This window comes from Glaciimonas sp. OK215, assembly GCF_057787885.1.
Genome location: NZ_CM173544.1, coordinates 3,369,048 through 3,394,652, shown reverse-complemented (window position 1 = coordinate 3,394,652; position 25,605 = coordinate 3,369,048). Strand labels below are relative to the sequence as shown.

Annotated in this window: 22 protein-coding genes and 1 pseudogene; 13 read left to right on the top strand and 10 right to left on the bottom strand. The window is 60.7% G+C overall.

Translation table 11 applies throughout. The features are described from left to right. Window positions 1-3: 3 nt before the first annotated feature. A complete protein-coding gene (locus tag AC3CHX_RS15480) occupies window positions 4-345 on the bottom strand; it encodes a hypothetical protein (protein WP_488628936.1) in 342 nt (113 codons plus the stop codon). After that, the gene (locus AC3CHX_RS15475; RefSeq protein WP_488628935.1) at window positions 345-509 is read right to left on the bottom strand and encodes a hypothetical protein; all 165 of its coding nucleotides are present in this window, start codon (window positions 507-509) and stop codon (window positions 345-347) included. Before AC3CHX_RS15475 ends, AC3CHX_RS15480 begins: the two co-directional genes overlap by 1 nt. Before the next feature lie 75 nt (window positions 510-584). Between AC3CHX_RS15475 and AC3CHX_RS15470 the strand changes: the two are divergent. Further along, a pseudogene (locus AC3CHX_RS15470) lies at window positions 585-851 on the top strand (IS110 family transposase); the annotation flags it as partial. On the opposite strand, the gene AC3CHX_RS15465 reads toward AC3CHX_RS15470, so the two are convergent. Next, entirely contained in the window at window positions 851-2,104 is a 1,254-nt protein-coding gene (locus AC3CHX_RS15465) for an MFS transporter (protein ID WP_488628934.1), read from the bottom strand. The pseudogene AC3CHX_RS15470 and the gene AC3CHX_RS15465 sit on opposite strands and share 1 nt — an antisense overlap. A gap of 846 nt (window positions 2,105-2,950) precedes the next feature. Between AC3CHX_RS15465 and AC3CHX_RS15460 the strand changes: the two genes are divergently transcribed. Further along, a complete protein-coding gene (locus tag AC3CHX_RS15460) occupies window positions 2,951-3,427 on the top strand; it encodes a hypothetical protein (RefSeq protein WP_488628933.1) in 477 nt (158 codons plus the stop codon). A 5-nt stretch (window positions 3,428-3,432) separates the two neighbouring features. Beyond that, window positions 3,433-3,708, top strand: a complete 276-nt coding sequence (locus AC3CHX_RS15455) for a type II toxin-antitoxin system RelE/ParE family toxin (protein ID WP_488644834.1) — start codon at window positions 3,433-3,435, stop codon at window positions 3,706-3,708. 36 nt (window positions 3,709-3,744) lie between these two features. Here AC3CHX_RS15455 and AC3CHX_RS15450 read toward each other — a convergent pair whose 3' ends face one another. From AC3CHX_RS15450 to AC3CHX_RS15425, 6 genes are read right to left on the bottom strand one after another with little or no spacing between them, the layout of a single operon-like run. After that, entirely contained in the window at window positions 3,745-4,539 is a 795-nt protein-coding gene (locus AC3CHX_RS15450; RefSeq protein WP_488628932.1) for an ABC transporter permease, read from the bottom strand. Next, a complete protein-coding gene (locus AC3CHX_RS15445; protein ID WP_488628931.1) occupies window positions 4,536-5,435 on the bottom strand; it encodes an ABC transporter permease in 900 nt (299 codons plus the stop codon). The genes AC3CHX_RS15450 and AC3CHX_RS15445 overlap by 4 nt, the downstream gene beginning before the upstream one ends. Before the next feature lie 49 nt (window positions 5,436-5,484). Beyond that, the gene (locus tag AC3CHX_RS15440) at window positions 5,485-6,528 is read right to left on the bottom strand and encodes an ABC transporter substrate-binding protein (RefSeq protein ID WP_488628930.1); all 1,044 of its coding nucleotides are present in this window, start codon (window positions 6,526-6,528) and stop codon (window positions 5,485-5,487) included. Between the two features lie 39 nt (window positions 6,529-6,567). Next, window positions 6,568-7,893: an NAD(P)/FAD-dependent oxidoreductase gene (locus AC3CHX_RS15435; protein WP_488628929.1), complete on the bottom strand. Its 1,326-nt coding sequence runs from the start codon at window positions 7,891-7,893 to the stop codon at window positions 6,568-6,570. A 7-nt stretch (window positions 7,894-7,900) separates the two neighbouring features. After that, window positions 7,901-8,608: an HAD-IA family hydrolase gene (locus AC3CHX_RS15430; RefSeq protein ID WP_488628928.1), complete on the bottom strand. Its 708-nt coding sequence runs from the start codon at window positions 8,606-8,608 to the stop codon at window positions 7,901-7,903. A gap of 58 nt (window positions 8,609-8,666) precedes the next feature. Further along, on the bottom strand, window positions 8,667-9,743 hold the full coding sequence (locus AC3CHX_RS15425; RefSeq protein WP_488628927.1) for an ABC transporter ATP-binding protein: 1,077 nt from the start codon (window positions 9,741-9,743) through the stop codon (window positions 8,667-8,669). Window positions 9,744-9,859: 116 nt separating this feature from the next. Here AC3CHX_RS15425 and AC3CHX_RS15420 point away from each other — a divergent pair, with 116 nt between their 5' ends. Next, window positions 9,860-10,813 carry a LysR family transcriptional regulator gene (locus AC3CHX_RS15420; RefSeq protein WP_488628926.1) on the top strand — a complete coding sequence of 318 codons (954 nt, stop codon included), beginning with the start codon at window positions 9,860-9,862 and terminating at the stop codon, window positions 10,811-10,813. On the opposite strand, the gene prpR is transcribed toward AC3CHX_RS15420, so the two are convergent. Next, window positions 10,800-12,431 carry a propionate catabolism operon regulatory protein PrpR gene (gene prpR, locus AC3CHX_RS15415; protein ID WP_488628925.1) on the bottom strand — a complete coding sequence of 544 codons (1,632 nt, stop codon included), beginning with the start codon at window positions 12,429-12,431 and terminating at the stop codon, window positions 10,800-10,802. The genes AC3CHX_RS15420 and prpR overlap by 14 nt on opposite strands. A gap of 261 nt (window positions 12,432-12,692) precedes the next feature. On the opposite strand from prpR, the gene prpB reads away from it, so the two are divergent. The 9 genes from prpB to AC3CHX_RS15370 all read left to right on the top strand — a co-directional run bounded on the left by prpB (window position 12,693) and on the right by AC3CHX_RS15370 (window position 25,604). Beyond that, entirely contained in the window at window positions 12,693-13,580 is an 888-nt protein-coding gene (gene prpB, locus AC3CHX_RS15410) for a methylisocitrate lyase (protein ID WP_488628924.1), read from the top strand. Between the two features lie 44 nt (window positions 13,581-13,624). Further along, window positions 13,625-14,776, top strand: coding sequence for a bifunctional 2-methylcitrate synthase/citrate synthase (prpC, locus tag AC3CHX_RS15405; protein ID WP_488628923.1), 1,152 nt, complete (start codon window positions 13,625-13,627; stop codon window positions 14,774-14,776). 97 nt (window positions 14,777-14,873) lie between these two features. Then, window positions 14,874-17,468 (top strand): Fe/S-dependent 2-methylisocitrate dehydratase AcnD, encoded by a 2,595-nt coding sequence (gene acnD, locus AC3CHX_RS15400; protein ID WP_488628922.1) that lies wholly within the window; start codon window positions 14,874-14,876, stop codon window positions 17,466-17,468. Between the two features lie 69 nt (window positions 17,469-17,537). Further along, window positions 17,538-18,728, top strand: a complete 1,191-nt coding sequence (prpF, locus tag AC3CHX_RS15395) for a 2-methylaconitate cis-trans isomerase PrpF (RefSeq protein WP_488628921.1) — start codon at window positions 17,538-17,540, stop codon at window positions 18,726-18,728. A 164-nt stretch (window positions 18,729-18,892) separates the two neighbouring features. Then, window positions 18,893-20,575 carry an FAD-dependent oxidoreductase gene (locus tag AC3CHX_RS15390; RefSeq protein ID WP_488628920.1) on the top strand — a complete coding sequence of 561 codons (1,683 nt, stop codon included), beginning with the start codon at window positions 18,893-18,895 and terminating at the stop codon, window positions 20,573-20,575. A gap of 4 nt (window positions 20,576-20,579) precedes the next feature. Beyond that, complete coding sequence (locus AC3CHX_RS15385) at window positions 20,580-21,413, top strand: alpha/beta hydrolase (RefSeq protein ID WP_488628919.1); 834 nt, start codon at window positions 20,580-20,582, stop codon at window positions 21,411-21,413. 258 nt (window positions 21,414-21,671) lie between these two features. Beyond that, window positions 21,672-23,405, top strand: coding sequence for an ABC transporter permease (locus tag AC3CHX_RS15380; RefSeq protein WP_488644833.1), 1,734 nt, complete (start codon window positions 21,672-21,674; stop codon window positions 23,403-23,405). A gap of 9 nt (window positions 23,406-23,414) precedes the next feature. Then, the gene (locus AC3CHX_RS15375) at window positions 23,415-24,716 is read left to right on the top strand and encodes an ABC transporter ATP-binding protein (RefSeq protein WP_488628918.1); all 1,302 of its coding nucleotides are present in this window, start codon (window positions 23,415-23,417) and stop codon (window positions 24,714-24,716) included. 570 nt (window positions 24,717-25,286) lie between these two features. Further along, the gene (locus tag AC3CHX_RS15370; RefSeq protein ID WP_488628917.1) at window positions 25,287-25,604 is read left to right on the top strand and encodes a hypothetical protein; all 318 of its coding nucleotides are present in this window, start codon (window positions 25,287-25,289) and stop codon (window positions 25,602-25,604) included. The last annotated feature ends 1 nt before the right edge of the window (window position 25,605 follow it).

Genomic DNA, 25,605 nt, shown 5'->3' with positions numbered 1-25,605 from the left:
GTGTCACGCGTGCGGCCGTCCAGCGTCCGCACGACGCGGGGGACGGGCTGGCTGGGCGATGTGCTCAAGGGCGGCGATCTGGAAATCGACCAGCGACACCGGCTCGGAGGGGTTGCTGATCTTGAACACGTAGTGCGTGCCGTCGGCGGACTCCACGGCGCAATTCTGGTCGCGCTCGCCGGCCAGCGACTTCACGCTGCCGTCGATGCCGTAGAGGCGCGCCACCAGCGCCTGCACCTCGGCTGGCGCCAGGTCGGGCGCTGCGGTGCTCAGCGCCGCGGCCTCGGTCGGGCGCCCATCAGGCATCACCCCCTGGGTCCCAGGGTGGGGGTTCAGGCCGAGCATCAGAGTCCCAGCAGTGCAGGAAGCTGACGAACGTCGGTCAAGCGGCTCACGCCGTCTTCGCTCGACGTGGGCTCGTGACCACGGTCGATGAAGGCCTTGGCCATGAAGCCCAGGTCGGACGCCGTCATCAGGTCATACCGCAAGCTCGACGAGACATGCATCATCTGATCGGGCCCGCAGCCGAGCTAGTCGAACATGTGGGAATCTTCCGATAACCGTTCCACTGCACCTCAGACCCCGACATGGGGATTGCAGTACGTTTGATCAGTCCTCAATGTGTCACCCCTTCGTCAAGACCACCAAGAATGATGCCAATGATGCGGCAGCGATCGTTGAGGCAGCTAGTCGGCCGACCATGCGATTTGTGCCGACAAAATCAGTTGAGCAGCAAGACATGAGAGCGGTTCATCGCGTACGCAAATTGTTGGTGCATCAACGTACTGCCTTGATCAATCAGGTGAGAGGACTGCTGGGCGAACGTGGCGTGATCATCGCTCAGGCAACCTTAGATTTTTTCGACCTCTACTCTTGCCACTACGCCCTTGCTGATACTTTCCCCATCTTCCTTGCGCAAGGTCCAGAACGTCAGCGACGACAAGATCGTCAAGCCAGCCACCGTCAGAAACGTATGGTGCAAGGCAGCGCTCACGACGAGATGATCGGTTTGAGGCCGGCCGGCCAGATACCAGCCTGTGATCAGCGAGCCGCAAGCCAGGCCGAAACTCATCGATAACTGCTGCAGCGAGCTGGCAATCGTGCTGGCCATGCTGGAATCGGCGCTGTCGACGTCAGCGTAGGCGATGCTGTTCATGCTGGAAAACTGCAGCGAATTGAAAAATCCCAGCGACAGGCTGAGCATGACGATAGCAACCAGCGGCGTTCCCAATCCGAGTTGATACAGCAGCGGCAGCAGAAACGGCATGCCGCCCACCCCGAGGCGGGTGACGAAGCCGCCCGCAACGGAGACGCGGAATGTGCGTATCTGAAACAGGGTCAGGCGCAGCAACGGATGGCGCTCCTGGCCGGCGTGCCACACATAGGCGGCCAGCAGGCTGATGGCGAGCAGGAGCAGCACCGCGGCCGATGTCGGGTCGAGGGTATGCTCGCCGAATATTTCGAGCAGCCATGAGAGCAGCGCGATTCCGCTGCCAAACAAGACCAGTCCGATCAGATCCAGCGGCCGAGGTTGGTCGCCGTAATAGTCTGGCATGTAACGGTGGGCCAGAAACAGAGCGGCCAGTCCGACCGGCACGTTGATAAAGAAAATCTCGCGCCAGGACAACCAGTGCACGATCAAACCGCCCACGGCCGGCCCCAGCAGCGGCCCGATCAGGGCTGGGATGATGACGAAATTCATTGCGCCCAGCAATTCATTTTTGGGGAAGGTGCGGAGAATGGCGAGGCGGCCAACCGGAATCATCAGCGCGCCGCCGATGCCTTGCAAAATGCGCGCCGCCACCAGCATCGGCGAATTGAGGGACAAGCCGCACATCATCGAGGAGAGCGTGAAGATCGCCACCGCGCCGGCAAACACGCGCCGGGTGCCGAAGCGGTCGGCCACCCAACCGCTCACCGGGATACAGACCGCCAGACTGAGAATGTAACTGGTGACCACCGCTCTCAGACTGAGTGGCGTCACGTGCAGGCTGGTGGCCATGCTGGGGACGGCAGTATTGAGAATGGTGGAGTCGAGCTGCTCCATGAACAGTGCGATCGCGACGACCCATGGAAGGTAGTTTTTGGTGGCAGAACCAGTCATCGAGCGCGGTACCTCTTGTCAAAGTCGGAGAGTGTTGAGATCGTCACGAAAAATTCGCCGGACGCTGCCCGAGCGGGGGATGTCCGGCATTGTTGCCCCGACGACTGTCTATTGGTCATTAAAACCATTACTTGAAGAGCATCGCTATTTCGGGATTATCGGTTCTGTCGCGTTAGCAAGGATGAGTCGGATTTTTAGCAGGTGCTTGGGTCCACCTTCAAACTGGACGGATTTGTCCTGCCAAAGCATAAAAACAGCAGCGTCTCGGCGGCGGTAGTTAACGAGCGGTTGCGGATGATGGCGCGGAAGACCTCTAGCTGGCGAGCGTTCCGATAACGACGTCGGCTCTCAATTCCTGTCCCATCAGGCGTCCCCCTTCGTGAACTGCACTGACGCGCGCGTGGTCTCGGCGAGGCGGATGAAACGGCCAGCGTTCATGGGGAGGCGGCTGCCGTGGCGGTGAGGGTGGAAGTTCATGGCATCTATTCTGGACGGTGCCCGCGCCGGGGGGCAATACCGATCGTTGCGGAATACCAAACCTTTGGTTATAGTGAAAGCCATGAACGCCCGCGCAGCATGCGCCATCTGGGGCCAGATGAAAGAACTGATTCGGTACCGATGACGCCGCATGGCCCCACGATGGGAGTCACCGAGCCCATTCGCCCTATCGGCAAACGATGCGGCCCGCGCACAAGCCCTGATTTATCCTGCTGCGCAGTGCGCCACTCCGCGTTTCCGTAGTGCAACGGGCATTATGTTTAAGGTATATCTCTAAACAATCGCTTGCATAAGGTTCTAAGGATATAAATACTTCCATAGAGCTTTATTTTTCATTGCCAGGAAGTCATGACCACCAAAAACACCATCGACACCGCCATGGCGAAACGCATGGTCGAAGCCTCCGCGATCCGCACCGCTTCGATCATCGGCCAGCCTGGCGGCTGGTCCGTGATGCTGAAAATCGGCACGACCGAGCAGGCGTTAGGGGCGCAGCGCAGCGACAAACCACGCCTTTGGAAGTCGCTCGATCGCTGCGTCGATTATCTGAAAAACGAATTGCATATTGCCCGCTTTGACATGCTCGACGCCACAGGCTTTAGCGCCGAGCCGATGACTGGCGGCGCCAAAAACCGCGCGTCCGAACGGATGCGCAATGCGCACGAGGCCGCCGCGCATGACAAGTGGTTTCGTGACCAGGTAGCGCAAGGCATCACGGAAGCCGACGACCCGAACACCCAATGGGTGACGAATGACGAAGCGAAAGCGAGCTGGGCCAAAAAACGGGCTGCGCTGGTGAAACGCGCTAAAGGGAACGCTGCTTGAAGTTGGTGTGGCTACCCAGGGCGATTGCAAATCGTGACGCGCAAATTGACCGCATCGCGCTGGACAACTTGACAGCAGCCATCGAGCAAGGTGACAGGATAGAGCCGCAGATAAGTCAGTTGATTGCCCACCCGGAACTAGGCCGTGCCGGCCGCCAGCATGGCACCCGCGAACTGGTCATCAGCCGCACGCCGTTTATCGTGATCTATCGCATCATGAGCAAGCGCATTGAGCTAATGCGCATCTTGCATGGTGCGCAGCAGTGGCCGGCTGACAGGTGAACGGACAACCTGCCATCCCGCCAGCGCGGCGGCAGCTCAGCGCTGCGCCATCCTGCGGCTGAAGACCATCAGCAAAATCAAGATGACCGACGCCGCCGTCAGCAACGTGCTGATCGCCGCAATGGTTGGGTCGATTTCGTCGCGCAAGGTCGTAAACATGCGCTTGGTCAAGGTCTGGTACTGACCGCCGGAGATGAACAGGGCCACGATCGTTTCGTCCAGGGCCTGGATGAAGGCGAAGATCGCGCCGGCGATAACGCTCGATTTGATCTGCGGCAGCGTGACCGCCAGGAAGGCGCGAAAGCGGTTCATGCCGAGGCTGCGCGCCACCATTTCCTGGGTCTGGTCGAAACCCTGAAGGCCGGCGGTGACTGACGTCACCACGTACGGCAAACCCAGCATGATGTCTGCCAGCACCAGGCCGGGAATGCTATTCAACAGTCCGACCCGCGCATAGATGAAAAACACGCCGACCGCGGCGATGATGATCGGGACCATCAAGGGCAGCATCAGCACCAGCCGCAGATAGCGCATGCTCCAGTGGCTGGAGTTGTGGATCGCATAGGACGCCGCGACGCCGATTGGCGTCGCGATCAGCGCGGTGGAGAACGAGACGATCAGGCTGATCTTGCACGCCTGCATCCAGGCCGGGTTGCCGAAGAAAGCCTGGTACCAGCGCAAGGAATACGCCGGTGGCGGAAAGGTCATGAAGCGCGTATCGGAAAAAGACATCGGCACGATGACCAGTACCGGCAGGATCAGGAAGGTCAGGATCAGCACCACCACGGCGCCGAGCACTGTACGGCTGAGGCTGAAGGGAAATTTTCTCATTTGACACCCAGGATACGTTCGAGTGAAATCACCCGGCCGACGATGGTGAAGATGGCGAACACGCACACCAGCAGGACTACGCCTACGGCGCTGGCCGCACCCCATTGGTTGTACAACTCGACGTTCCGGCTCACGACCATCGAGACCATGATGGTCCTGCCGCCGCCCATCAACTCAGGCGTGATGTAAAACCCCAGGCAGAGCACGAACACCAGCGTCATACCCGCCAGTACGCCGGTCAGCGACAACGGCAGAAACACCCGCAGGAACACATGCGCAGGGGTCGCGCCGAGGCTGGCGCCGGCCAGCATCAGGTCCGCCGGGATCTTCTGCATGGCCGAGTAGAGCGGCAACACCATGAACGGCAGCAGGATGTGCACCGTCGCCAGCACTGTTCCGAATTCGTTATGCACGAGCGACAGGGGGCTGTCGATCAGGCCCAGGAATTGCAGCCCCTTGTTCACCAGTCCGGCGTGCTGCAGCAGAATCAGCCAGGCGTAGGCGCGCACCAGCACACTGGTCCAGAACGGTAATATCACCAGGGCCAGCACGATTCCGCCCCAGCGCGGCGGCAGCGCCGCCGCCGCGTAGGCGACCGGATAGCCCAATGCCAGCGCCAGCAGGGTCACGACGATGCTGATCCTGAACGTCAGGGCGAAGGTGTGCCAGTAGACGCTCTCGGTCAGGATCCGGCGGTAGTTTTCCAGCGTAAAGCCGTCGCTGTAGATGGATTGCCAGAACAGCCAGGCCATGGGCAGGACCAGCAGCACGACGATCACGCACAGCGCCGGCGACGCCAGCATCAGCATCGTGCGCTGCTCGCGGCGCTGATGGACGCTGGAAGGATCTTCGGCTACCGTTTTCAGCTTATCGAGCGAAAGAAAGTGAGTGTTCATGCGGCTTTCCAGACAAAGTTAAACGGTGCGAAGCTCCACAGGAGCGGGATTACTTCTGCATGAACTGAAGCCAGCGTTTCTCGGCCTTTTCACCCTCGGGCGAAGCCCACCATGTATAGGACATCAGGGCCTGCTTGGCGGCATTCGCGGGAGAGCTGGGCAATTGTGCCGCGCGGATCGCCGAGATCTTGCCGGTGCCGAAGGCGGCGGGGTTGCCCGGGCCGTAGTCGATATGCAGCGGCAGGTTGGCCTGATATTCCGGCGCAATCGCGGCGTTGACGAATTTCACTGCGGTATTCAGGTTCGGCGACTTCTTCAGGATGCACAGCTGGGTACTTTGCAAAATGCCGTCGTTGTAGGTAAAGGTGGCATCCGGATCGTCCTTGGCGATGGCGCTGACCCGGCCGTTCCACATCATGATCATGTCGACTTCGCCGTCGTGCAGCAGCTGCGCCGACTGGCCGCCGGAAGTCCACCATACGGTGATAGACGGTTTGATCTGTTCGAGTTTGCGGAAAGCGCGGTCGACGTCGAGCGGGTATAGCTTGTCTTTCGGCACGCCGTCGGCCAGCAATGCCGCCTCCAGGGTTCCCATCGGATGGTTGCGCAACGCGCGGCGGCCGGGGAATTTCTTGACGTTCCAGAAATCGGCCCAGCTGGCAGGGGTCTGGCCGTGGAACTTGCTGCGATTGTAGGCCAGGACGCTGGAATAAAATTCATACGCCACCGAGTAGGGGGTCTTGTAGCCGTTCGGCAGCTTCGCTGCGTTCGGAATCTTGCTGAAGTCGAGCTTCTCGATCAGGTTCTGTTCGCCGCCGCGGATGCAGTTGACGGTCGGCGTATCGACCACGTCCCAGACGACCTGGCCGGTGCTGCCCTGGGTCTTGATCATCGGCCAGGCGTCGGGCGCGCTATCCTGGTTGATCGTCAGGCCCAGCGCTTTTGCCACTGGGTCAAGGATCGCGACGGTCTGGGCCTCCTGATAGGCCCCGCCTTGCGATACGAAGGTGATCTGCTCGGCTGCGGACGCCGGGGCGGTCGCGAGTACGGAAACGGCGGCCAGCATCAAACCGCCCGGAAATGCGTTTTTCATTTTGTTTCCTCCAACGATGACAGAGTGGATCAAGGGACTTCAATAACCGCATGTGTCAAGCAACTGATACCAGGCCGCCACCAGGCGGACACCGGATTCGCGCAACGGATAAAAGGGTACCGACTTGAGCCGGGCCGCAGCGAGCAGCCCGACATCCGGCGCTTCGCCGAGCGCGAATGCTGCGGCGTACTGTCCCAGCAGGCTGGCCATGGCCACGCCGGCGCCGTTGTAGCCGAGGCAGAAGCTGGTGTGCGCGTCGTGCCGCCCGACGTGCGGCAACTGGTCGAGCGTCATGCCGACGTAGCCGGACCAGCGGTAGGCGATGCCCACCTGGCCGAGGTCGGGAAACAGCGCAACCATGGCCCGCTGCAGCGCGTCGAACGCCGCGGGCGCGCCCTCTTTGCCGAACGCGCCGCGACCGCCGAAGACTATGCGGCCGTCGACCTTGCGAAACCATTTCATCATGCGCCGGGTTTCCGAATAGCTGCGGCGGCCGGCCAGCAGCTTCGCATCGATCCCGGCGGGCAGGCGCTCGGTGGCAATGATCGCGCTGCGGAACGGGATCAGGGTCCGCCTGAAGTCCCCGGTCGCCGGCGTCAGGTCCGAGTAGGCGTTGGTCGCGACGATCACCTGGCGCGCCCGTACCGTCCCTGTCGCGGTCTCGATCAGCAGCCCCTGCGGCTCACGCCTGATGCGCAGGACCGGGCTGCGCTCGAAGATCTCGACCTGGCGCGCTGCCAGCCCGGCGGCGATGCCGCGCACGTAGTTGAGCGGATGGATCGTGCCCGCGTCAGTGTTGAGGACGCCGCCGGTGAACGCGCTGGAACCGGTTTCCTCGGCGACCTGGCGGCGCGACAGCACCGACACCGAACTGTCGCCCAACGTGCGCCGCAGCCACTCGGCTTCGGCGGCAATCGCCGCCTGGGCCCGCTCTGTATGCGCACAGCGCAGATTGCCGCTGCGCTCGAACTGCGCGCTCCGGATGTCGAACTCGGCAACCAGCTCTTCGAGTGCGTGCACCGCGTCATGGGCGATCCGGTGCATGCGTTTGGCCGTCTCCAGGTCGTAGTCCCTGGCCATTTGCGGGAACGAGAGCCGGAATTTCGGCGAGACCACGCCGCCGTTGCGGCCGCTGGCGCCCCATCCGATGGCATTCGCCTCCAGCACCACCGAACCGACGCCGCGCCGCTGCAGCGCATGCGCCGCCGCCAGCCCTGAATAACCGCCGCCGACGATGGCCACCTCGGCGCTGATGTCGGTCTCCAGCCGGGGCAGCCGTGGGGCCGGCCCGGAGGTACTCGCCCATAGCGAGTCCGCAGCCGGACTGAAGGTCGGTTCGATGATGGCTGGATCGATGCGGTTCATGAATTCCTCAGGCTCCGCGGGCGGCGTCGACTGCGTCTGCGAGCGCCTTCAGCGTCGGAAAATGGAAGTCGGGCCTGGTGACCTGGGCCGGCTTGGGCGAGCCGCCAAACCCTTCCTGACCCTGGCGCCGCTCAATCCAGCATACCGAATACCCGAGATCCCGCGCGATGCCGATGTCGTGGTATTGGCTCTGTGCGACGTGCAGGATTTCTCCGAACTTGTAACCGTGTGCAGACTGGCGGCCGCGGTTGTAGGCGAAGAACTGCGGATTCGGTTTAGGTACGCCGGTATCGTCGCAAGTGACGCTGTCGTCGAACGGGTCGGCCAGGGTCTGGGCATAGCAGGACAGCGCGACCCGATCGGCATTGGTCATGGCGACCAGCCGGAAGTGCTTGCGCAAACGCTTGAGTGCCGCAATCGAATCGGCGAACGCGGGCCAGCGCAGCACGTCCATCTGGAATGCCGCCGCCGTGGTCTGGTCGGTGGGCAGGCCCAGCTCCTTGGCCAGCGAGAGGTAGACATCGGACATGACCTCGCTGGAGCGGCCCGGATGGGCGTCGCGGCCGCGTTTGTACGGCTCGAAGATCTGGTCATCGCTGAGTTTGCGTGCCGCTTCGCCGCCGAGACGGCGTACCGAGTCCAGAATGCCCTTCTCGAAGTCGATCAGCGTGCCAACGACATCGAATGTCAGAACCTTGAAATTATCGAACGACATGGTATTTACCCTTTTCCTGTTAGTAAGGTGGATCAGATGTTATTAATGGGAAGCCGGTCTATTTGCGCACGACGACGGTGTCCTCGGGATCGAGGATGACTGTCATGCATTCACCGACCGGTGGAATGAGCCGACGTGCGGCATGGTGGCTGGGCTGGCGCAGACTGAGACAGGTGCCATCCTCCAATGCGGCGAAAATTCTCAGGCTGTCGCCCTGATAGACGATGTCCGTGACGCGGCACGGCAAGCGATTCACATGCGCGTCCCGGTGGCCGTCGTCGATCAGCAGCTTTTCGGTCTGCACCGCGAGCAGGATCTCGCCGTCCGGCGGCAGCGGCCGCGCCGAGCGCAGCGTCAGCCCGCCGAGCCTGACTTCCTGGTGGCCGGCGCGTGTCACCGGCAACAGCGTGGCCTCGCCGATGAAGCTGGCCACGAACGAGTCCACCGGGCGATCATGCAACTGGTCCGGAGAGCCGACCTGGACCATGCGGCCGTTGCGCAGAATGGCCACGCGGTCGCTCATGGTCAGCGCTTCGCGCTGATCGTGGGTGACGTAGATGGTGGTCGCTCCGAGCTTTTTGTGCAGATGGCGCAGTTCGATTTGCATGGTTTCGCGCAATTGCTTGTCGAGCGCCGAGAGCGGCTCGTCCATCAAGATCAGGCGGGGTTCGAACACGATCGCGCGCGCCAGGGCGACCCGCTGACGCTGCCCGCCGGACATCTGCGAGATGCGCCGCTCCTCATAGCCGCCCAGTTCCACCATCGCCAGCGCCTCGGCCACTTTCGCGGCCCAGGTGGACTTGGGCAAGCGCCGGGCGCGCAACGGGAAGGCGACGTTCTCACCGACCGTCATGTGCGGGAACAAGGCGTAGTTTTGAAACACGATACCGATGTCGCGCTGATGCGGCGGCATGTAGGTCATGTCGCGGTCGCCGATCCAGACCGAGCCGGAGGACGGCTGGACGAATCCGCCGAGGATGCCGAGCAGGGTGGTTTTGCCCGATCCGGAGGGTCCCAGCAGCGAGACGAACTCGCCTGGCTCTACATCCAGTGTTATGGAGTCCAGGGCGACCATGTCGCCGTAGCGCTTGCCCGCCGAGCGAATCGAAACTCCGGTACTTGTGCGCGCTGTCATAGGGTGTTCCTTGAGGTGGATCCTGGCAATGGAATACGATGCGATGAACCAAGTATAGGCGGCTGAAGTGGATGTGCGCAATTGCGGAATTGTTTGGTTAGGCATAACATCAGGTAATGCCTAACCTACGCCGAAAATTGCCCAGCGCGAACGCGCTGTTCGTCTTCGAAGCTGCCGCGCGCTGCGGCAATTTCACGAAGGCGGCCGCCGAACTTTACGTCACCCAGCCGGCGGTGAGCCGCATGCTCGCGCGGATGGAGGAGCACATGGGGGTGCAGCTGTTCGATCGGGTCAGCGGCGGCATCGTCCTGACCGAGAACGGTCAGATCCTGTACCGCAAGATTTCGGAAGGTTTCCGCGGCATCGAGACGGCGATCCAGGAGATTGAGGCGCGCGCCACCGGCACCGAGACGGTGACGCTATCCGTGTCGACGGCCTTCACCACGCACTGGCTGATGCCGCGCATGAACAAGCTGCACAAGGAATTTCCTTCGGTCGACCTGAGGTTTCAACTGATTTCCGGCAAAATCGGCGGTCCGGTCGACGATGTCGATTTGGGGATGCGCTTCGTCAACGGCGACGAGGTCGACAGCCACGCGGCCATGGTGATGCCGGAGATCCTGCTGCCGGTGTGCAGTCCGAGCTATCACGACCAGGCCGTGCGCCGGGCAACGGACGGCGGCGGCGACACCCTGATCAACCTGAGCGATGGCGAGCGCGACTGGTACGGGCGTTTCCCCGGCTTCGAGCAGAAAGGCCGGCACTCGGCCAATACGCTGACTTTCTCCGACTATGCGATCGTGCTGCAGGCGGCGCTGCTCGGCCAGGGCATCGCCCTCGGCTGGCTCAACGTGGTCTCGCACTGGATGATCAGCGGCGCCCTGGTCCCGGCTGAGCAGGAGGCGAGCGTCACCAGGCGCACTTGCCAATTGCTGCATCCGGCCGACAAGCCGATTCGTTCGGCCGTCGCCGAGATCCGCGACTGGATCATCGCGGAGACCCGGGCGGACGTGGCGGCGGTGGATAAGTTGTATCCGGCGCTTCAACTGCAACAACTCATTGGCTCTTGATCTTGCGCCACAGCGTGGTACGGCTGATGCCGAGGTATTTGGCCGCCGCTTCGCGGTTGCCATCAAAACGGGCCAGTACTTGCGTGATGCTTTCAGCGGCCTGTGGCGCGGCGCTGGAGGCTGCCTGCGCGATTGCCGGCGTTGGCATCGATGCCTGGATAAATTCCGGCGCGACGCTGATGATGAAGCCGGGTGACAGTGCCTGCAGCGGTTCGGCCGCCAGGAACAGTGCCAGTCTTTCCATCAGGTTGCGTACTTCGCGCACATTGCCGGGCCAGGCATAGGCGCTGAGCAGGGGTGCGCAGGCGACGATTTCGGCATGCAGATTCGGGTGCGGACGGGCGCCCAGGGCAGCCAGCGCTTTTTTCAGGCACCATTCGGCCAGAGCGATCAGGTCCTCCGGGCGTTCACGCAGCGGCGCCAGTGTCAGGCGCAACACAGCCAGGCGATAAAACAGGTCGGCGCGGAAACGGCCTTCGCGGATGCGCTGTTCCAGGTCGCAATGGGTGGCGCTGATGATGCGGACATCGACCGGAATCGGCCGGGTGCCGCCGACCCGTACCACTTCGCGTTCTTCCAGTACCCGCAGCAAGCGGGTTTGCAGCGTCAGCGGCATTTCGCCGATTTCATCCAGAAACAGCGTGCCGCGATGGGCCGCTTCGAACAGGCCGGCGTGCCCGCCGCGGCGCGAGCCGGTGAATGCGCCTTCTTCATAGCCGAACAGTTCCGACTCCAGCAGCGATTCCGCAATCGCGCCGCAGTTGACCGCGACAAATGGCTTGTTGCCGATGATCGCGCGCGGGTTTTCGCGGTGAATCGCTTGCGCGACCAGTTCCTTGCCGGTGCCGGTTTCGCCATGGATCAGCACCGTGGCCTGCGATTTGGCATATAGCACGATCGATTGGCGCAGGGTTTCCATCAGCGCCGAATCGCCGCGCAAATCGTTGAGGCCGTGTTTGGCGCGCAGCGTGTCGGCCACCGGCGTGCTGCTGCTGCGGCGCGATTCCAGTTGCGTCAGGCGCGCGATCTCCAGCGCATCGTCGAAGGCCTGGCGGATCGATGCGGCGGAATACACGAATACCGCGGCCAGCCCGGCTTCTTCGGCCAGGTCGGTGATCAGGCCGGCGCCGACAATCGCCTTGACGCCGCTGGCCTTGAGTTCATTGATTTGTGCCCGCGCATCTTCTTCGGTTGCATAGTTGCGTTGCAGAATGTTAATACCGAATGCGTTCTGGAATTCCTTGAGCACCGGCATCGTGGACTGATACGTGATGATGCCGATGTCGGGCGTGATCTGGCGCGCGCGCGACAATGCCTGCAGCACGTCGAAGCCACTGGCCTTGGCGATCACGACCGGCACCGAGAGCCGGCTTTTCAGATAGGCGCCGTTGGACCCGGCGGCGATCACCGCGTCGCAGCGCTCGGTTTCCATCCGTTCCCGGATGTGGCGCGCGGCCTCGTCGAATCCCAGATCGATAGGCTCGATAATTGCACGGTCGTCGTATTCCAGCGTAATGTCGCGAAACAGGTCGGACAGGCGCGACACCGAGACGGTCCAGATCACCGGGGTGTGGCTGGGGTCGCTGGCATCACGTCGGGCGGGAGGTGGAGTTGGCATGTTTCAAATATGTTTTACAGTGGTGTTTCAATATTCGTCAATGTAACATGGATTGAAACAATTTTATTGCTTGTTTCCGTATTCGATCAATTTGCATTGTTGCCGTGTTATTGCGTAGGTAATTGATTTTATTGGCTTATTTTTCGTTTCAGCATGCTTGTCCGGCTACCGTGCCATACTTGGCACGGTGATTGCTCTATAGCTGGAAAGTCCCAGTGCAGATGTCTGCATGAAACAACTAGCCAACCATCAGGAGAAGACATGAGTCAATATTCAGCAGGCGCTGCCTTCCGCAAGGCGATGCAAGAAGAATCCCCGTTGCAAGTGGTCGGCGCGATCAACGCCAATCACGCATTGCTGGCCAAGCGGGCCGGTTTCAAGGCGATTTACCTGTCCGGCGGCGGTGTCGCGGCCGGGTCGCTGGGCTTGCCCGACCTCGGCATTTCCAATCTGGACGACGTGCTGACCGACGTACGCCGCATCACCGATGTCTGCGACCTGCCTTTGCTGGTCGATGTGGATACCGGTTTCGGCGCCAGCGCCTTCAATGTGGCGCGTACCGTCAAAGCGATGATCAAGTTCGGCGCGGCAGCGATCCACATCGAGGATCAGGTCGGCGCCAAGCGCTGCGGTCATCGTCCGAACAAGGAAATCGTCAGCAAGCAGGAAATGGTCGACCGTATCAAGGCCGCAGTCGATGCCCGCACCGACGAGAATTTCGTGATCATGGCGCGTACCGATGCGCTCGCAGTCGAAGGACTGGAATCGGCGCTGGAGCGTGCAATCGCCTGCGTCGAAGCCGGGGCCGACATGATCTTCCCGGAAGCGATTACAGAGCTGGCGATGTACAAGCAGTTTGCGGCTGCCGTCAAGGTGCCGGTGCTGGCCAACATCACCGAATTCGGCTCCACACCGCTGTTTACGGTGGAAGAACTGAAATCAGCCGATGTCGGCCTGGTGCTGTATCCGCTGTCGGCCTTCCGTGCCATGAACAAGGCCGCCGAAAACGTGTACACCGCCATCCGCCGCGACGGCACGCAACAGAACGTGGTCGATACCATGCAAACCCGTATGGAATTGTATGACCGGATCAACTATCACGATTTCGAGCAGCATCTGGATGCCTTGTTTGCGGCCCAGAAAAAATAAGACATCCCGATCACTACCATTCTTTCCCGTCAGGAGACTAAAAAATGAGCGAAGCACAAGCAAGCGGTTTCAAACCGAAAAAATCCGTCGCGCTGTCCGGCGTAACCGCAGGCAACACTGCACTGTGTTCCGTCGGCAAGACCGGCAACGACCTGCATTACCGCGGCTATGACATCCTGGATATCGCCGAAACCTGCGAATTCGAGGAAATCGCCTATCTGCTGGTACACGGCAAGCTGCCGACGGCCGCCGAACTCAAGGGCTACAAGGCCAAGCTGAAATCCTTGCGCGGCTTGCCGGCCAGCGTCAAGGCCGCGCTGGAAGCGCTGCCTGCCGCATCGCACCCGATGGACGTGATGCGCACCGGCGTCTCGGTGCTCGGCTGCACCTTGCCTGAGAAAGACGACCACAACACGCCGGGCGCACGCGACATCGCCGACCGCCTGATGGCGTCATTCGGTTCCATGTTGCTGTACTGGTATCACTTCAGCACCAACGGCCGCCGCATTGAAGTCGAAACCGACGACGATTCCATCGGCGGCCATTTCCTGCACCTGCTGCATGGCGTGAAACCGTCCGCCGCATGGGAAAGAGCGATGCACACTTCGCTGATCCTGTACGCAGAACACGAATTCAATGCCTCCACTTTCACCGGCCGCGTCATTGCCGGCACCGGCTCCGATATTTACTCCGCCATCACCGGCGCAATCGGCGCCTTGCGCGGCCCGAAACACGGCGGCGCGAATGAAGCCGCGTTCGAAATCCAGAAGCGTTACGAGAATCCGGATGAAGCGGAAGCGGACATCAGAAACCGGGTAGAGAACAAGGAAGTCGTGATCGGTTTCGGCCATCCGGTGTATACCGTGTCCGATCCGCGCAACAAGGTCATCAAGGAAGTCGCGCGCAAGTTGTCGGCGGACGCCGGTTCGACAGCGATGTTCGACATCGCCGAGCGTCTGGAAACCGTGATGTGGGAAGTCAAGAAGATGTTCCCGAACCTGGACTGGTTCTCGGCCGTCTCGTACCACATGATGGGTGTTCCGACCGCGATGTTTACACCGTTGTTCGTGATTTCCCGTACGTCCGGCTGGGCCGCGCACGTGATCGAGCAGCGCATCGATAACAAGATCATTCGCCCATCGGCCAATTATGTCGGCCCGGACGATCTGGCGTTCGTGCCCATCGCCAAACGCTAGTCATCTTTGTCTTGCACAGGAAGGTCGACCCGGACGCTCTGCAGTCCGGGCCGGCCAAGCCTCACCCCTGATCATTACCTTCTTTCCTGACTGAGCCATGAACACAGCAAACCGCAAACCCCTGCCCGGCACCAAGCTGGATTTCTTCGATACGCGGGCCGCGGTCGATGCCATCCAGCCTGGCGCCTACGACAAACTGCCGTACACCTCGCGCGTGCTGGCCGAGAACCTCGTGCGCCGCTGCGACCCTGCGACCCTGACCGCATCCCTGCAGCAGTTCATCGAGCGCAAGCGCGACCTGGACTTCCCGTGGTTCCCGGCCCGTGTGGTGTGTCATGACATCCTGGGCCAGACCGCGCTGGTCGACCTCGCGGGTCTGCGTGACGCCATTGCCGCCCAGGGCGGGGACCCGGCCCTGGTCAACCCGGTCGTACCGACGCAGCTGGTGGTAGACCACTCGCTGGCCGTCGAGTGCGGCGGCTTCGATACCGACGCGTTCGATAAGAACCGCGCCATCGAAGACCGGCGCAACGAAGACCGCTTCGACTTCATCAACTGGACCAAAAAGGCATTCAAGAATGTCGACGTGATCCCGCCGGGCAACGGCATCCTGCACCAGATCAACCTCGAGCGCATGTCGCCGGTGGTGCAGGTGAAAGATGGCGTCGCCTTCCCGGATACCCTGATCGGCACCGACAGCCACACCCCGATGGTGGATGCGCTGGGCGTGCTGGCCATCGGTGTAGGCGGTCTGGAAGCGGAAAGCGTGATGCTGGGCCGCGCCTCCTGGATGCGCCTGCCGGACATCATCGGTGTGGAGCTGAGCGGCAAGCCGCAGCCGGGCATCACTGCGACCGACATCGTGCTGGCGCTGACCGAGTTCCTGCGTGCGCAGAAGGTCGTGTCCTCTTATCTCGAGTTCTACGGTGAAGGTGCCTCCCACCTGACGCTGGGCGACCGCGCGACCATTTCCAACATGGCGCCGGAGTTCGGCTCCACCGCCGCGATGTTTTACATCGACGAACAAACCATCAAATACCTGAAGCTCACCGGCCGCGACGATGCGCTGGTCAAACTGGTGGAACTTTACGCCAGGGAAACCGGCCTGTGGGCTGACAGCCTGAAGAACGCCGAGTACGAGCGCGTCATCAGGTTCGACCTGTCCTCCGTGGTGCGCAACATTGCCGGACCATCCAACCCGCACAATCGCGTGCCGACCTCGGAACTGGCTGCGCGCGGCATCAGCGGCAAAGTAGAGAATACGCCCGGCCGGATGCCAGACGGCGCGGTGATCATCGCCGCCATCACCAGTTGCACCAACACCAACAACCCGCGCAACATGATCGCCGCAGGTCTGCTGGCGCGCAACGCGAATGCCCGCGGCCTGACCCGCAAGCCCTGGGTAAAAAGCTCGCTGGCGCCGGGCTCCAAGACGGTCAAGCTGTATCTGGAAGCAGCCGGACTGCTGCCGGAACTGGAAACACTGGGCTTCGGTGTCGTGGCGTTTGCCTGCACCACCTGCAACGGCATGAGCGGCGCGCTGGATCCGGTGATCCAGAAGGAAGTGGTGGAGCGCGATCTGTACGCCACCGCCGTCCTCTCGGGCAACCGCAACTTCGACGGCCGGATCCACCCTTACGCCAAGCAAGCTTTCCTGGCCTCGCCGCCGCTGGTGGTGGCCTACGCGATTGCCGGCACCATCCGTTTCGACATCGAGAAAGACGTCCTGGGTATCGACGCCGATGGTCATCCGGTGACGCTGAAAGACATCTGGCCGTCGGATGAAGAAATCGATGCCATCGTCGCCTCCAGCGTCAAGCCGGAACTGTTCCGCAAGGTCTACGAGCCGATGTTCGCCGTGGTCGCCGATAGCGGCGAGACAGTCAGCCCGCTGTACGACTGGCGTCCGCAGACCACCTACATCCGCCGCCCGCCATACTGGGAAGGCGCACTGGCCGGCGCGCGCACGATGAAAGGCATGCGTCCGCTGGCGGTGTTGGGAGACAACATCACCACCGATCACCTGTCGCCGTCGAATGCCATCATGCTCGATAGCGCAGCGGGTGAGTACCTGGCCAGGATGGGGCTGCCTGAGGAAGACTTCAACTCGTATGCCACCCATCGCGGCGATCACCTCACCGCTCAGCGCGCCACCTTCGCCAACCCCACCCTGAAGAACGAAATGGTGCTGGAAAACGGCAAGGTAAAAGCGGGCTCGCTGACCCGCATCGAGCCGGACGGCAAGGTCACGCGCATGTGGGAAGCCATCGAGACCTACATGGCGCGCAAGCAGCCGCTCATCGTGATCGCCGGCGCCGACTACGGCCAAGGCTCCTCACGCGACTGGGCCGCCAAAGGCGTGCGCCTGGCCGGTGTGGAAGCCATCGCGGCGGAAGGCTTTGAACGCATCCACCGCACCAATCTGGTCGGCATGGGCGTGCTGCCGCTGGAGTTCAAGCCCGGCGTCAACCGCAACACCCTGCACATCGACGGTAGCGAAACCTTCGACGTGATCGGTGAACGCACGCCGCGTACGACGCTGACGCTGGTCATCCATCGCAAGAACGGCGAGCGGGTGGAAGTGCCCGTGACCTGCCGCCTCGACACTGCGGAAGAAGTGTCGATCTATGAAGCTGGCGGCGTGCTGCAGCGTTTCGCCCAGGACTTCCTCGCATCGTCGACGGCTGCCTGAAACAGCACTAACGCGTGATTCTGTGCGGTACAGAGATGCACCGCACAGACCAACCAGGACAACATAACCATGACTCAGGTACCCCAGATCAGGATTCCCGCCACCTACATGCGTGGCGGCACCAGCAAAGGCGTGTTCTTCCGCCTGCAGGACTTACCCGAAGCAGCGCAGGTGCCGGGTGCCGCCCGTGACGCGTTATTGCTGCGTGTCATTGGTAGCCCGGACCCTTACGGCAAGCAGATTGACGGCATGGGCGGGGCGACCTCAAGCACGAGCAAGACGGTCATCCTGTCCAGGGCTAGCCATCCCGATCACGATGTCGATTACCTGTTCGGTCAGGTAGCCATCGATAAGGCCTTTGTCGACTGGAGCGGCAACTGCGGCAATCTGTCCGCCGCGGTGGGTTCATTCGCGCTCAGTAGCGGCCTGGTCGATACCGATCGCATTCCGCACAACGGCATGGCAACCGTGCGGATCTGGCAGGCGAACATCGCCAAGACCATCATCGCGCATGTGCCCATTATCAACGGCGCCGTGCAGGAAACCGGTGACTTCGAGCTCGACGGTGTCACGTTCCCCGCGGCGGAAGTGCAGCTTGAATTCATGGCCCCGGCAGCCGACGAAGAGGGCGCAGGCGGATCGATGTTCCCCACCGGCAACCTGGTTGACGACCTCGAGGTGCCGGGAGTCGGCACGCTCCAGGTCACGATGATCAATGCGGGCATCCCGACCATCTTCGTGAACGCGGAAGCGCTCGGTTACACGGGCACCGAGCTGCAGGATGCCATCAACGGCGATGCCAGGGCATTGGCCATGTTTGAGACCATTCGCGCGCATGGCGCGCTGCGCATGGGCCTCATCGGACACGTCGACGAAGCAGCGAATCGCCAGCATACCCCGAAGGTGGCCTTCGTAGCAAAGCCGTCCGGCTACGTTTCCTCCAGTGGCAAGCAGGTCGCCGCGGGCGATATCGACCTGCTGGTGCGCGCGTTGTCCATGGGCAAGCTGCATCACGCCATGATGGGTACGGCAGCCGTTGCCATTGGCACCGCCGCAGCGATACCGGGCACGCTGGTGAACCTCGCCGCCGGCGGCGGTGCGAAAAGTGCAGTGCGCTTCGGGCACCCTTCAGGCACCTTGCGGGTGGGCGCGGAAGCCAGCCGGGTAAACGACGAATGGAGCGTGACCAAAGCCATCATGAGCCGCAGCGCCCGGGTGCTGATGGAGGGATGGGTACGCGTGCCCGGTGATGCCTTCTGAATAATGCGGCGCAATAGCATTGCGCCGCATGCCGAAACACCTGTATCAAGGGGCTTCATGCGATTGCCCCAGGGTGAGATGGGCCTAGTTTTACATATTTGGCGATATGGGCAAAAATAGCCATACTCTGGCTTTGGCCCGCCACATAAAAGACGAGGTTCACCATGACCAAACCAACGCATTCCGATGACGTCTATGAAACGATCGGCGACGGTCGTCGTCATCAAATTTTCCCGTCGTTGAGTCAGGCGCAAATGCAGCTCATGGGCCGCTATGGAGAGCGGCGCTCGATACCTGCGGGCCAAATATTGTTTCGACAGGGTGATCGGCATACGTCCATGTTTGTCCTCGTTGCCGGCTCGGTGCAGGTGGAACGCGGCACGGCGCTCGACTCGCGCGTTATCGGCACGCACGGTCCCGGCATATTCAGCGGGGATATCGGAACGCTCGCAGGGCGGGCGGCGATCACCACGATACGCACACTCACGGATTGCGAAATGCTCGTGATCGATGAGGAATCCCTGCGCACTCTGGTCATTTCAGAAGCCGATCTGAGCGAAACCATCATGCGCGCCTATATTTTGCGGCGCGTCGTGTTTATCCGGGATGAAGAAGGCGGCGGTGTGATCGTATTCGGTTCACGGCAATCCGCCGATATCCTGAGCTTGCGGGAATTCCTCACCAGAAACGGCCAGCCGGCGGCCTACTTCGATATTGACCGGGACGAGGCCACGCGCGACCTGATGCAGCGCTTCGGTGTCGGCGCCGAGGATATACCGGCAGTGGTGACGCCTCAGGGGCTGGTGTTAAAGAAGCCGTCAAAGCGCGAACTCGCCGATGCGCTAGGCTTTAGTCCGGACCGACTCGATGGCCGGCACTACGATCTCGCAGTCGTGGGCGCGGGTCCCGCCGGACTGGCGGCGGCCGTGTATGCCGCTTCGGAAGGATTAAGTGTGATTGTGCTTGACACCAAAGCGGCCGGCGGGCAGGCCGGTACGAGTTCCAAGATCGAAAACTACTTCGGATTTCCGACCGGAATCTCGGGCCAGGCGCTGGCCGGGCGGGGCTTGTCGCAAGCCCGTAAATTCGGGGCTGAAGTGGCGGTGCCGGTTGAGGTGACCGCCTTGCATTGTAATTCCTCCAATGTTTTTGATATTACACTCGACAACGGCGAACGGATTCACGCGCGCGCGGTGGTCGTCGCAACCGGTGCGCGCTACCGCAAGCCGGCGCTGCCCGATCTCGCACGCTTTGAAGGACGGGGCGTGTATTACAACGCGTCGTTTATGGAAGCAAAATTTTGCGCTACCGAAGAGGTGATCGTCGTCGGCGGCGGCAATTCGGCGGGGCAGGCAGCGGTTTTCCTGGCCGGTCATGCCCGCCACGTGCATATTCTGGTGCGCGCCGAAGGACTCGCAGCCAGCATGTCTCAATATCTGATTCAACGGATTGAGGCGGCCGGTAACATCACGCTTCACTCACGCACGCAAATCGTGGCGTTGCAAGGGGACACGAAACTCGAACGGGTCAAATGCCGGCATGGTGACGATCCGCCCGAGGTTTTGCCGATCGAACATGTTTTTCTCTTTCTTGGCGCAGAACCGAATACGGGGTGGCTGAGCGGTTGCGTGGCGCTGGATGACAAGGCATTTGTACTCACCGGATCGCACATCCGGGTGCAGGACTGGCCGCTCGCACGCGTTCCCCATTTCCTGGAGACCAGCCACCCCGGCGTATTCGCGGTTGGCGACGTGCGCAGCGGATCCGTAAAGCGGGTGGCCGCCGCAGTTGGAGAAGGTGCAACTGTGATCCAGTTTTTGCACCAGTTTCTGGCTGAAAGCGGGTAGCGTCATGGCGGTCATGACCGAAGGTTTTCTGCAAAGCGCCGACGGCGTCAACTTGTCTTATCGCGAGTGGCTGGTTGACGATGCGCGCGGTGCGGTGCAGATCGTGCACGGCCTGGGCGAACATGGCGGGCGTTACGGCGAACTGGCGGGCATTTTCAATGCGCTGGGTTTGTCGGTGCGGGCCCAGGATCATCGCGGGCACGGCCGCTCCGGCGGGGCGCGCGGCAGCATCGCCGGCCGCCACGATTTCCTGCATGACCTGAAACTGGTGTTCGACGATTTCGCCAAAGCGCAAAACACCGTGCCGTTCCTGTTCGGGCACAGTCTGGGCGGCTTGATCGCGGCGCGCTTTGCGACCGGCGGATTCGGCCAGGTGCGGGGACTGATGCTGTCTTCGCCGGCGCTGGCGCTCAGGTTGTCCGGATTTCAGCGAGTGCTGCTGGCTGTCGGCAGCCTGCTGGCGCCGGCGCTGGCCGTGCCGTCCGGACTGCCGCCGAACGGGGTTTCACATGACGGCGAGGTGCTGCGAGCTTATCGGGGCGATGCGTTGAATCACAACAAAATCGCTCCGCGCGTGATCCGCTTCATGCTCGACGCGATGGATAAATGCCATGCGGATGCGGATCATTTTGCGATCCCGGTGCTGCTGCAAGTGGCCGGCAACGACTTGCTGGTCGACCCGGCGGGCAGCGAACGCTTTTTCGCGCGTCTGCCGGATGCGCATAAGACCATGCATTGGTATGACGATGCGTACCACGAGATTTTCAATGAGGCGGCGCCGCTGCGGCAGCGTGTGCAGCAGGACTTGATGGCTTGGATGCGCCGTCAAGCGTCCTGATTCTCGGCACCCCACCCCCGCAAGAGGGCGTCCCCCGGTGTCCATTCCATTAAAGCCGTGCGCAACAATAATGGGACGACAACCAAATTCAACCATTACAATGCGTGAAAACAAATTGCGCGCAGCATGGGAGTACGCAACGAGCGCAGGAAAGTTGGCTTTCGCGTCGATGCCGAACAAAATCGGACTCCTTTACCTGGCCGCCGGTGGCCGTCGGCTCTATCCGGCTGCACGCACAATACTAATCAGGAAACCATGATGTTTGAGTTGTTCAATCCGCGCCCTGGCGAGCGCGCGCTGCTCGCGGCCGGCCCCAACCGTTGGGACTGGATCCTGCTGCCGCTGGTGCTGGTCGTGCTGGCGGCAGCAGGCTTTGGCGCCATGCAGATGACCCGGCCATTTGCGGTCGGCCAGGCAACACCGATTTCACTCGACCCGGCGTATCTGCCGTATTACCTGTTGCGCACCATGTTGCGCATGTTCGCGGCGTTGGCCTGTTCGCTCCTGTTCAGCTTTGCATTTGCGGCGATTGCAGCGAAGTACCGCGCGGCTGAGAAAGTGATGATTCCACTGTTGGATATTCTGCAGTCGGTACCCATCCTCGGCTTTCAGGCCATTGCGATTGCGCCGTTCATTGCACTGTTTCCCGGCAATCTGCTCGGCGTTGAATGTGCCGCCATCTTCGCCATTTTTACGTCGCAAGCCTGGAATATGGCATTCAGCCTGTACCAATCATTGCGCACTGTGCCGCTCGAACTGAATGAAGCGTCGCGCGTGTTCCGGCAGTCGGGCTGGCAGCGGTTCTGGCGGCTGGAATTGCCGTTCGCGATGCCTGGCCTGTTGTGGAACATGATGATGTCGATGTCGGGCGGTTGGTTTTTCCTGGTCGCGGCCGAAGCGATTTCAGTGGCCGGGCAGGATATCAAGCTGCCGGGTATTGGCGCCTACATTGCCGTTGCCATCGAAGCCGAAAACGGTCGCGCCATTCTCTGGGCAATCTGCGCGATGTTGGCCGGCATTGTCATGTACGACCAGCTGTTTTTCCGCCCACTCCTGGCCTGGGCCGACAAGTTTCGCTTCGAGGAATCGCAGGGTGAGACCGTACAAAGTTCGTGGCTACTGGATTTCGGGCGCCGCAGCCGCTGGATACGGGCGCTGACGGACCGTTTCTGGCTGACGCTGAGCGGTGCGCTGGGTTGGTTCAGTATGGGCTCGGATGAAGCGTCGCCGCAGGCGCGTCCGCGTGCGTACGGCCCAGCCTTGCAACGCGCGTGGGATGTGCTGATAGTCGTGGTGTCGCTTCTGGCCGCCTATCGCATGGTGATGTTCGTGCACAGCGACGTCGGCTGGGGTGAGGCAGCGCATGTGGCGGGACTTGGTGTGATTACGCTGGTGCGCGTGCTCTTGCTGATTGGCCTGGCCTCGATAGTGTGGGTGCCGGTTGCAGTGTGGATTGGTTTGCGTCCCCAGTATTCGCAGCGGGTGCAGGCGGTTGCGCAGTTTCTGGCAGCCTTTCCGATCAATCTGATGTTCCCGCTGGTGGTTTACCTGCTGGTGACGCTGAAGCTTAGCCCAAACATCTGGCTGAGTCCCTTGATGGTGTTCGGCACCCAGTGGTACATCCTGTTCAACGTGGTCGCCGGCGCAGCGAGCATTCCAAACGAGTTGCGCCTGGCTGCGGATAATCTTGGCCTGAAAGGCTGGCTCAAATGGAAACGGGTATATCTGCCGGCGGTGTTCCCCGCCTATGTGACCGGCGCCATTACTGCCAGCGGCGGCTCATGGAACGCCAGTATCGTTGCCGAGTATGTCACCTGGGGCAAAACCACACTAGTGGCCGACGGGCTCGGCAGCTATATCAAGCAGATGACCGATGCCGGCGACTTCCATCGCATTGCGCTGGGCATTAGCGTGATGGCGATATTTGTTATGTTGTTGAACCGGTTCTTCTGGCGCAAACTGTATTTGCTGGCAGAAGACCGTAGCCGTTGAGGAAAAATCATGGCCCAGAATGGCTTAATGGAATTGAATAGCGTCACCAAATCCTTTCGCAGCGCCGATGGGGCGCCGCGCTTGGTCCTCGAAGATATCAACTTTTCGCTCGCAGAGGGGGAGATCGTCGCGTTGCTCGGCAAATCGGGCTCCGGCAAATCGACCTTGCTGCGCATCATGGCCGGCTTGATTCCTGCCGATGCGGGTAAAGCCACCTATCGCGGACGAGGCGTCTACGGTCCCGCGTCCGGCGTTGCCATGGTATTTCAGTCGTTCGCCCTGTTTCCCTGGCTAACGGTGCAGCAGAACGTTGAACTGGGATTGGAAGCGCAGGGAGTGTCTGGGACCGAACGAGAAAAACACGCAGATGCGATGCTTGAGTTGATTGGCCTGGCCGGCTTTGGCGGCGCATTGCCACGTGAACTGTCGGGCGGCATGCGGCAGCGGGTTGGCATCGCCCGCGCGCTCGTGACCAATCCGGATGTATTGCTGATGGACGAAGCATTTTCTGCGCTCGATGTATTGACTGGAGAAACGCTGCGCAACGATATTCTGGACCTGTGGGACAGCAACCGGATTCCGACCAAGGGCATCCTGATTGTGTCCCACAACATCGAAGAGGCGGTCATGATGGCTGACCGGATTATTATCTTGTCGAGCGGCCCAGGGCAAATTCGCAACGAAATCAAGATTGACTTGCCTCGACCTCGGAATGTCGATTCGACGGAGGTCCGCGCGCTCATCGATGAGGTGTATGGGTTGATGACCATGCGTCCGGTGCAGGAACCGGCTACCGGCGCGGCAGCTGCGCGGCATCCAGGCTATCGCCTGCCGGAAACCAATGTCATGCATATCGAAGGCGTGCTCGACCTGCTGGCTGGCGCCCCATTCAATGGGCGTGCCGACCTGCCGCAGCTGGCCGAAGAGACGGAACTGCCGGACGAGGAGTTGTTCCCCACCTACGAAGCGCTTGGTTTGCTAGGTTTGGCACAGGTGGAAAAAGGAGACATTACGCTGACCTCACTGGGCCGCCGCTATGTCGAGGCGGAACAGACACTGAGACAGGAAATCTTTGGTCAACAACTATTGATTCATGTGCCGTTGGTAGCGCGTATCCGGCAGGAACTGGAGCAGGAGCCGACTGGCAGTTTACCGGAAGAGCCGTTCATTGAACTGCTGGAGGAGTTTTTGAAGGCGGATGAAGCAAAGCGCGTGCTGGAGGTGGCAGTCGAATGGGGACGTTATGGCGAAGTTTACGAATATGACTTCCATCAGGGCAGGTTGAAGCTGCCGGACCGGGAAGACGAATAAGGGCAACCTGGCGACTGTGCAGAATGTATTGACCTGCCGCATCTCAAGAGACGCGGGTTACGCTTGGGGTTGATTCAACCATCGGCTCAGCGGAGTTTTAGGGACGGCGTGAGCCGCCCTGAAACTTACTCCAAATTCTGCACCTGAATCCGTAATGGAATTCTAAGTATTTGATTTATCTGAAATTTTTTGGAGTCTCTGCACATTTACCCCACGATTTACCCCACAAAAATCAGGGGCTTTTATGAGACGTCATGCAACCAACGTAGACGTATGAAAAATTTATTTTACCAAACAGATCGAAGCACAGGGGGAAAGCATTTTATGTTTGGAGCCACGGTTGCTCCGTAAAATCACGAAATCGTTTATTCATGAGGATTATGTGTGATGAGGTGGTTTTCCGCCTCGAATTAATCGCTCACGATACCGCATTTTTTGGACGTGGTTGCTACGTCTGCTTCGTAAGTAAGCGCGTCAACACAGTCAGTCGACTAGCTATGCGTCTTGATTTTCATTTTCATCGATATAGAATTCATTTTGAAGAATCATCAGGTTTGTGCTGGAGGAAAAATGAAGAAACTCCCCATCTTTGTTGGAATGGCTCTCGGAGCGGTCATAGGCTTCTTTACTGCAATTCATGATGATATCGAAGTAAAGATTGTTGCGATGACTATCTGGATTTTTGTTGGCGTAGCAATCGGAGGTGCAATTTCGCGCATAGGAAAAAAGGGGAAATTCCTTAGATCCGACGAGGACGCCCTCGCAGGTCTCGGCGTCACGCCAGATGATCTAATGAAAAACTACTGGCGAGATAAAGGTCGCACCCCACTGTCCAATCCTCTGGAGCCGGAGCGTGGACATCATCAATTTGATCCAGGTCATTTCTAAC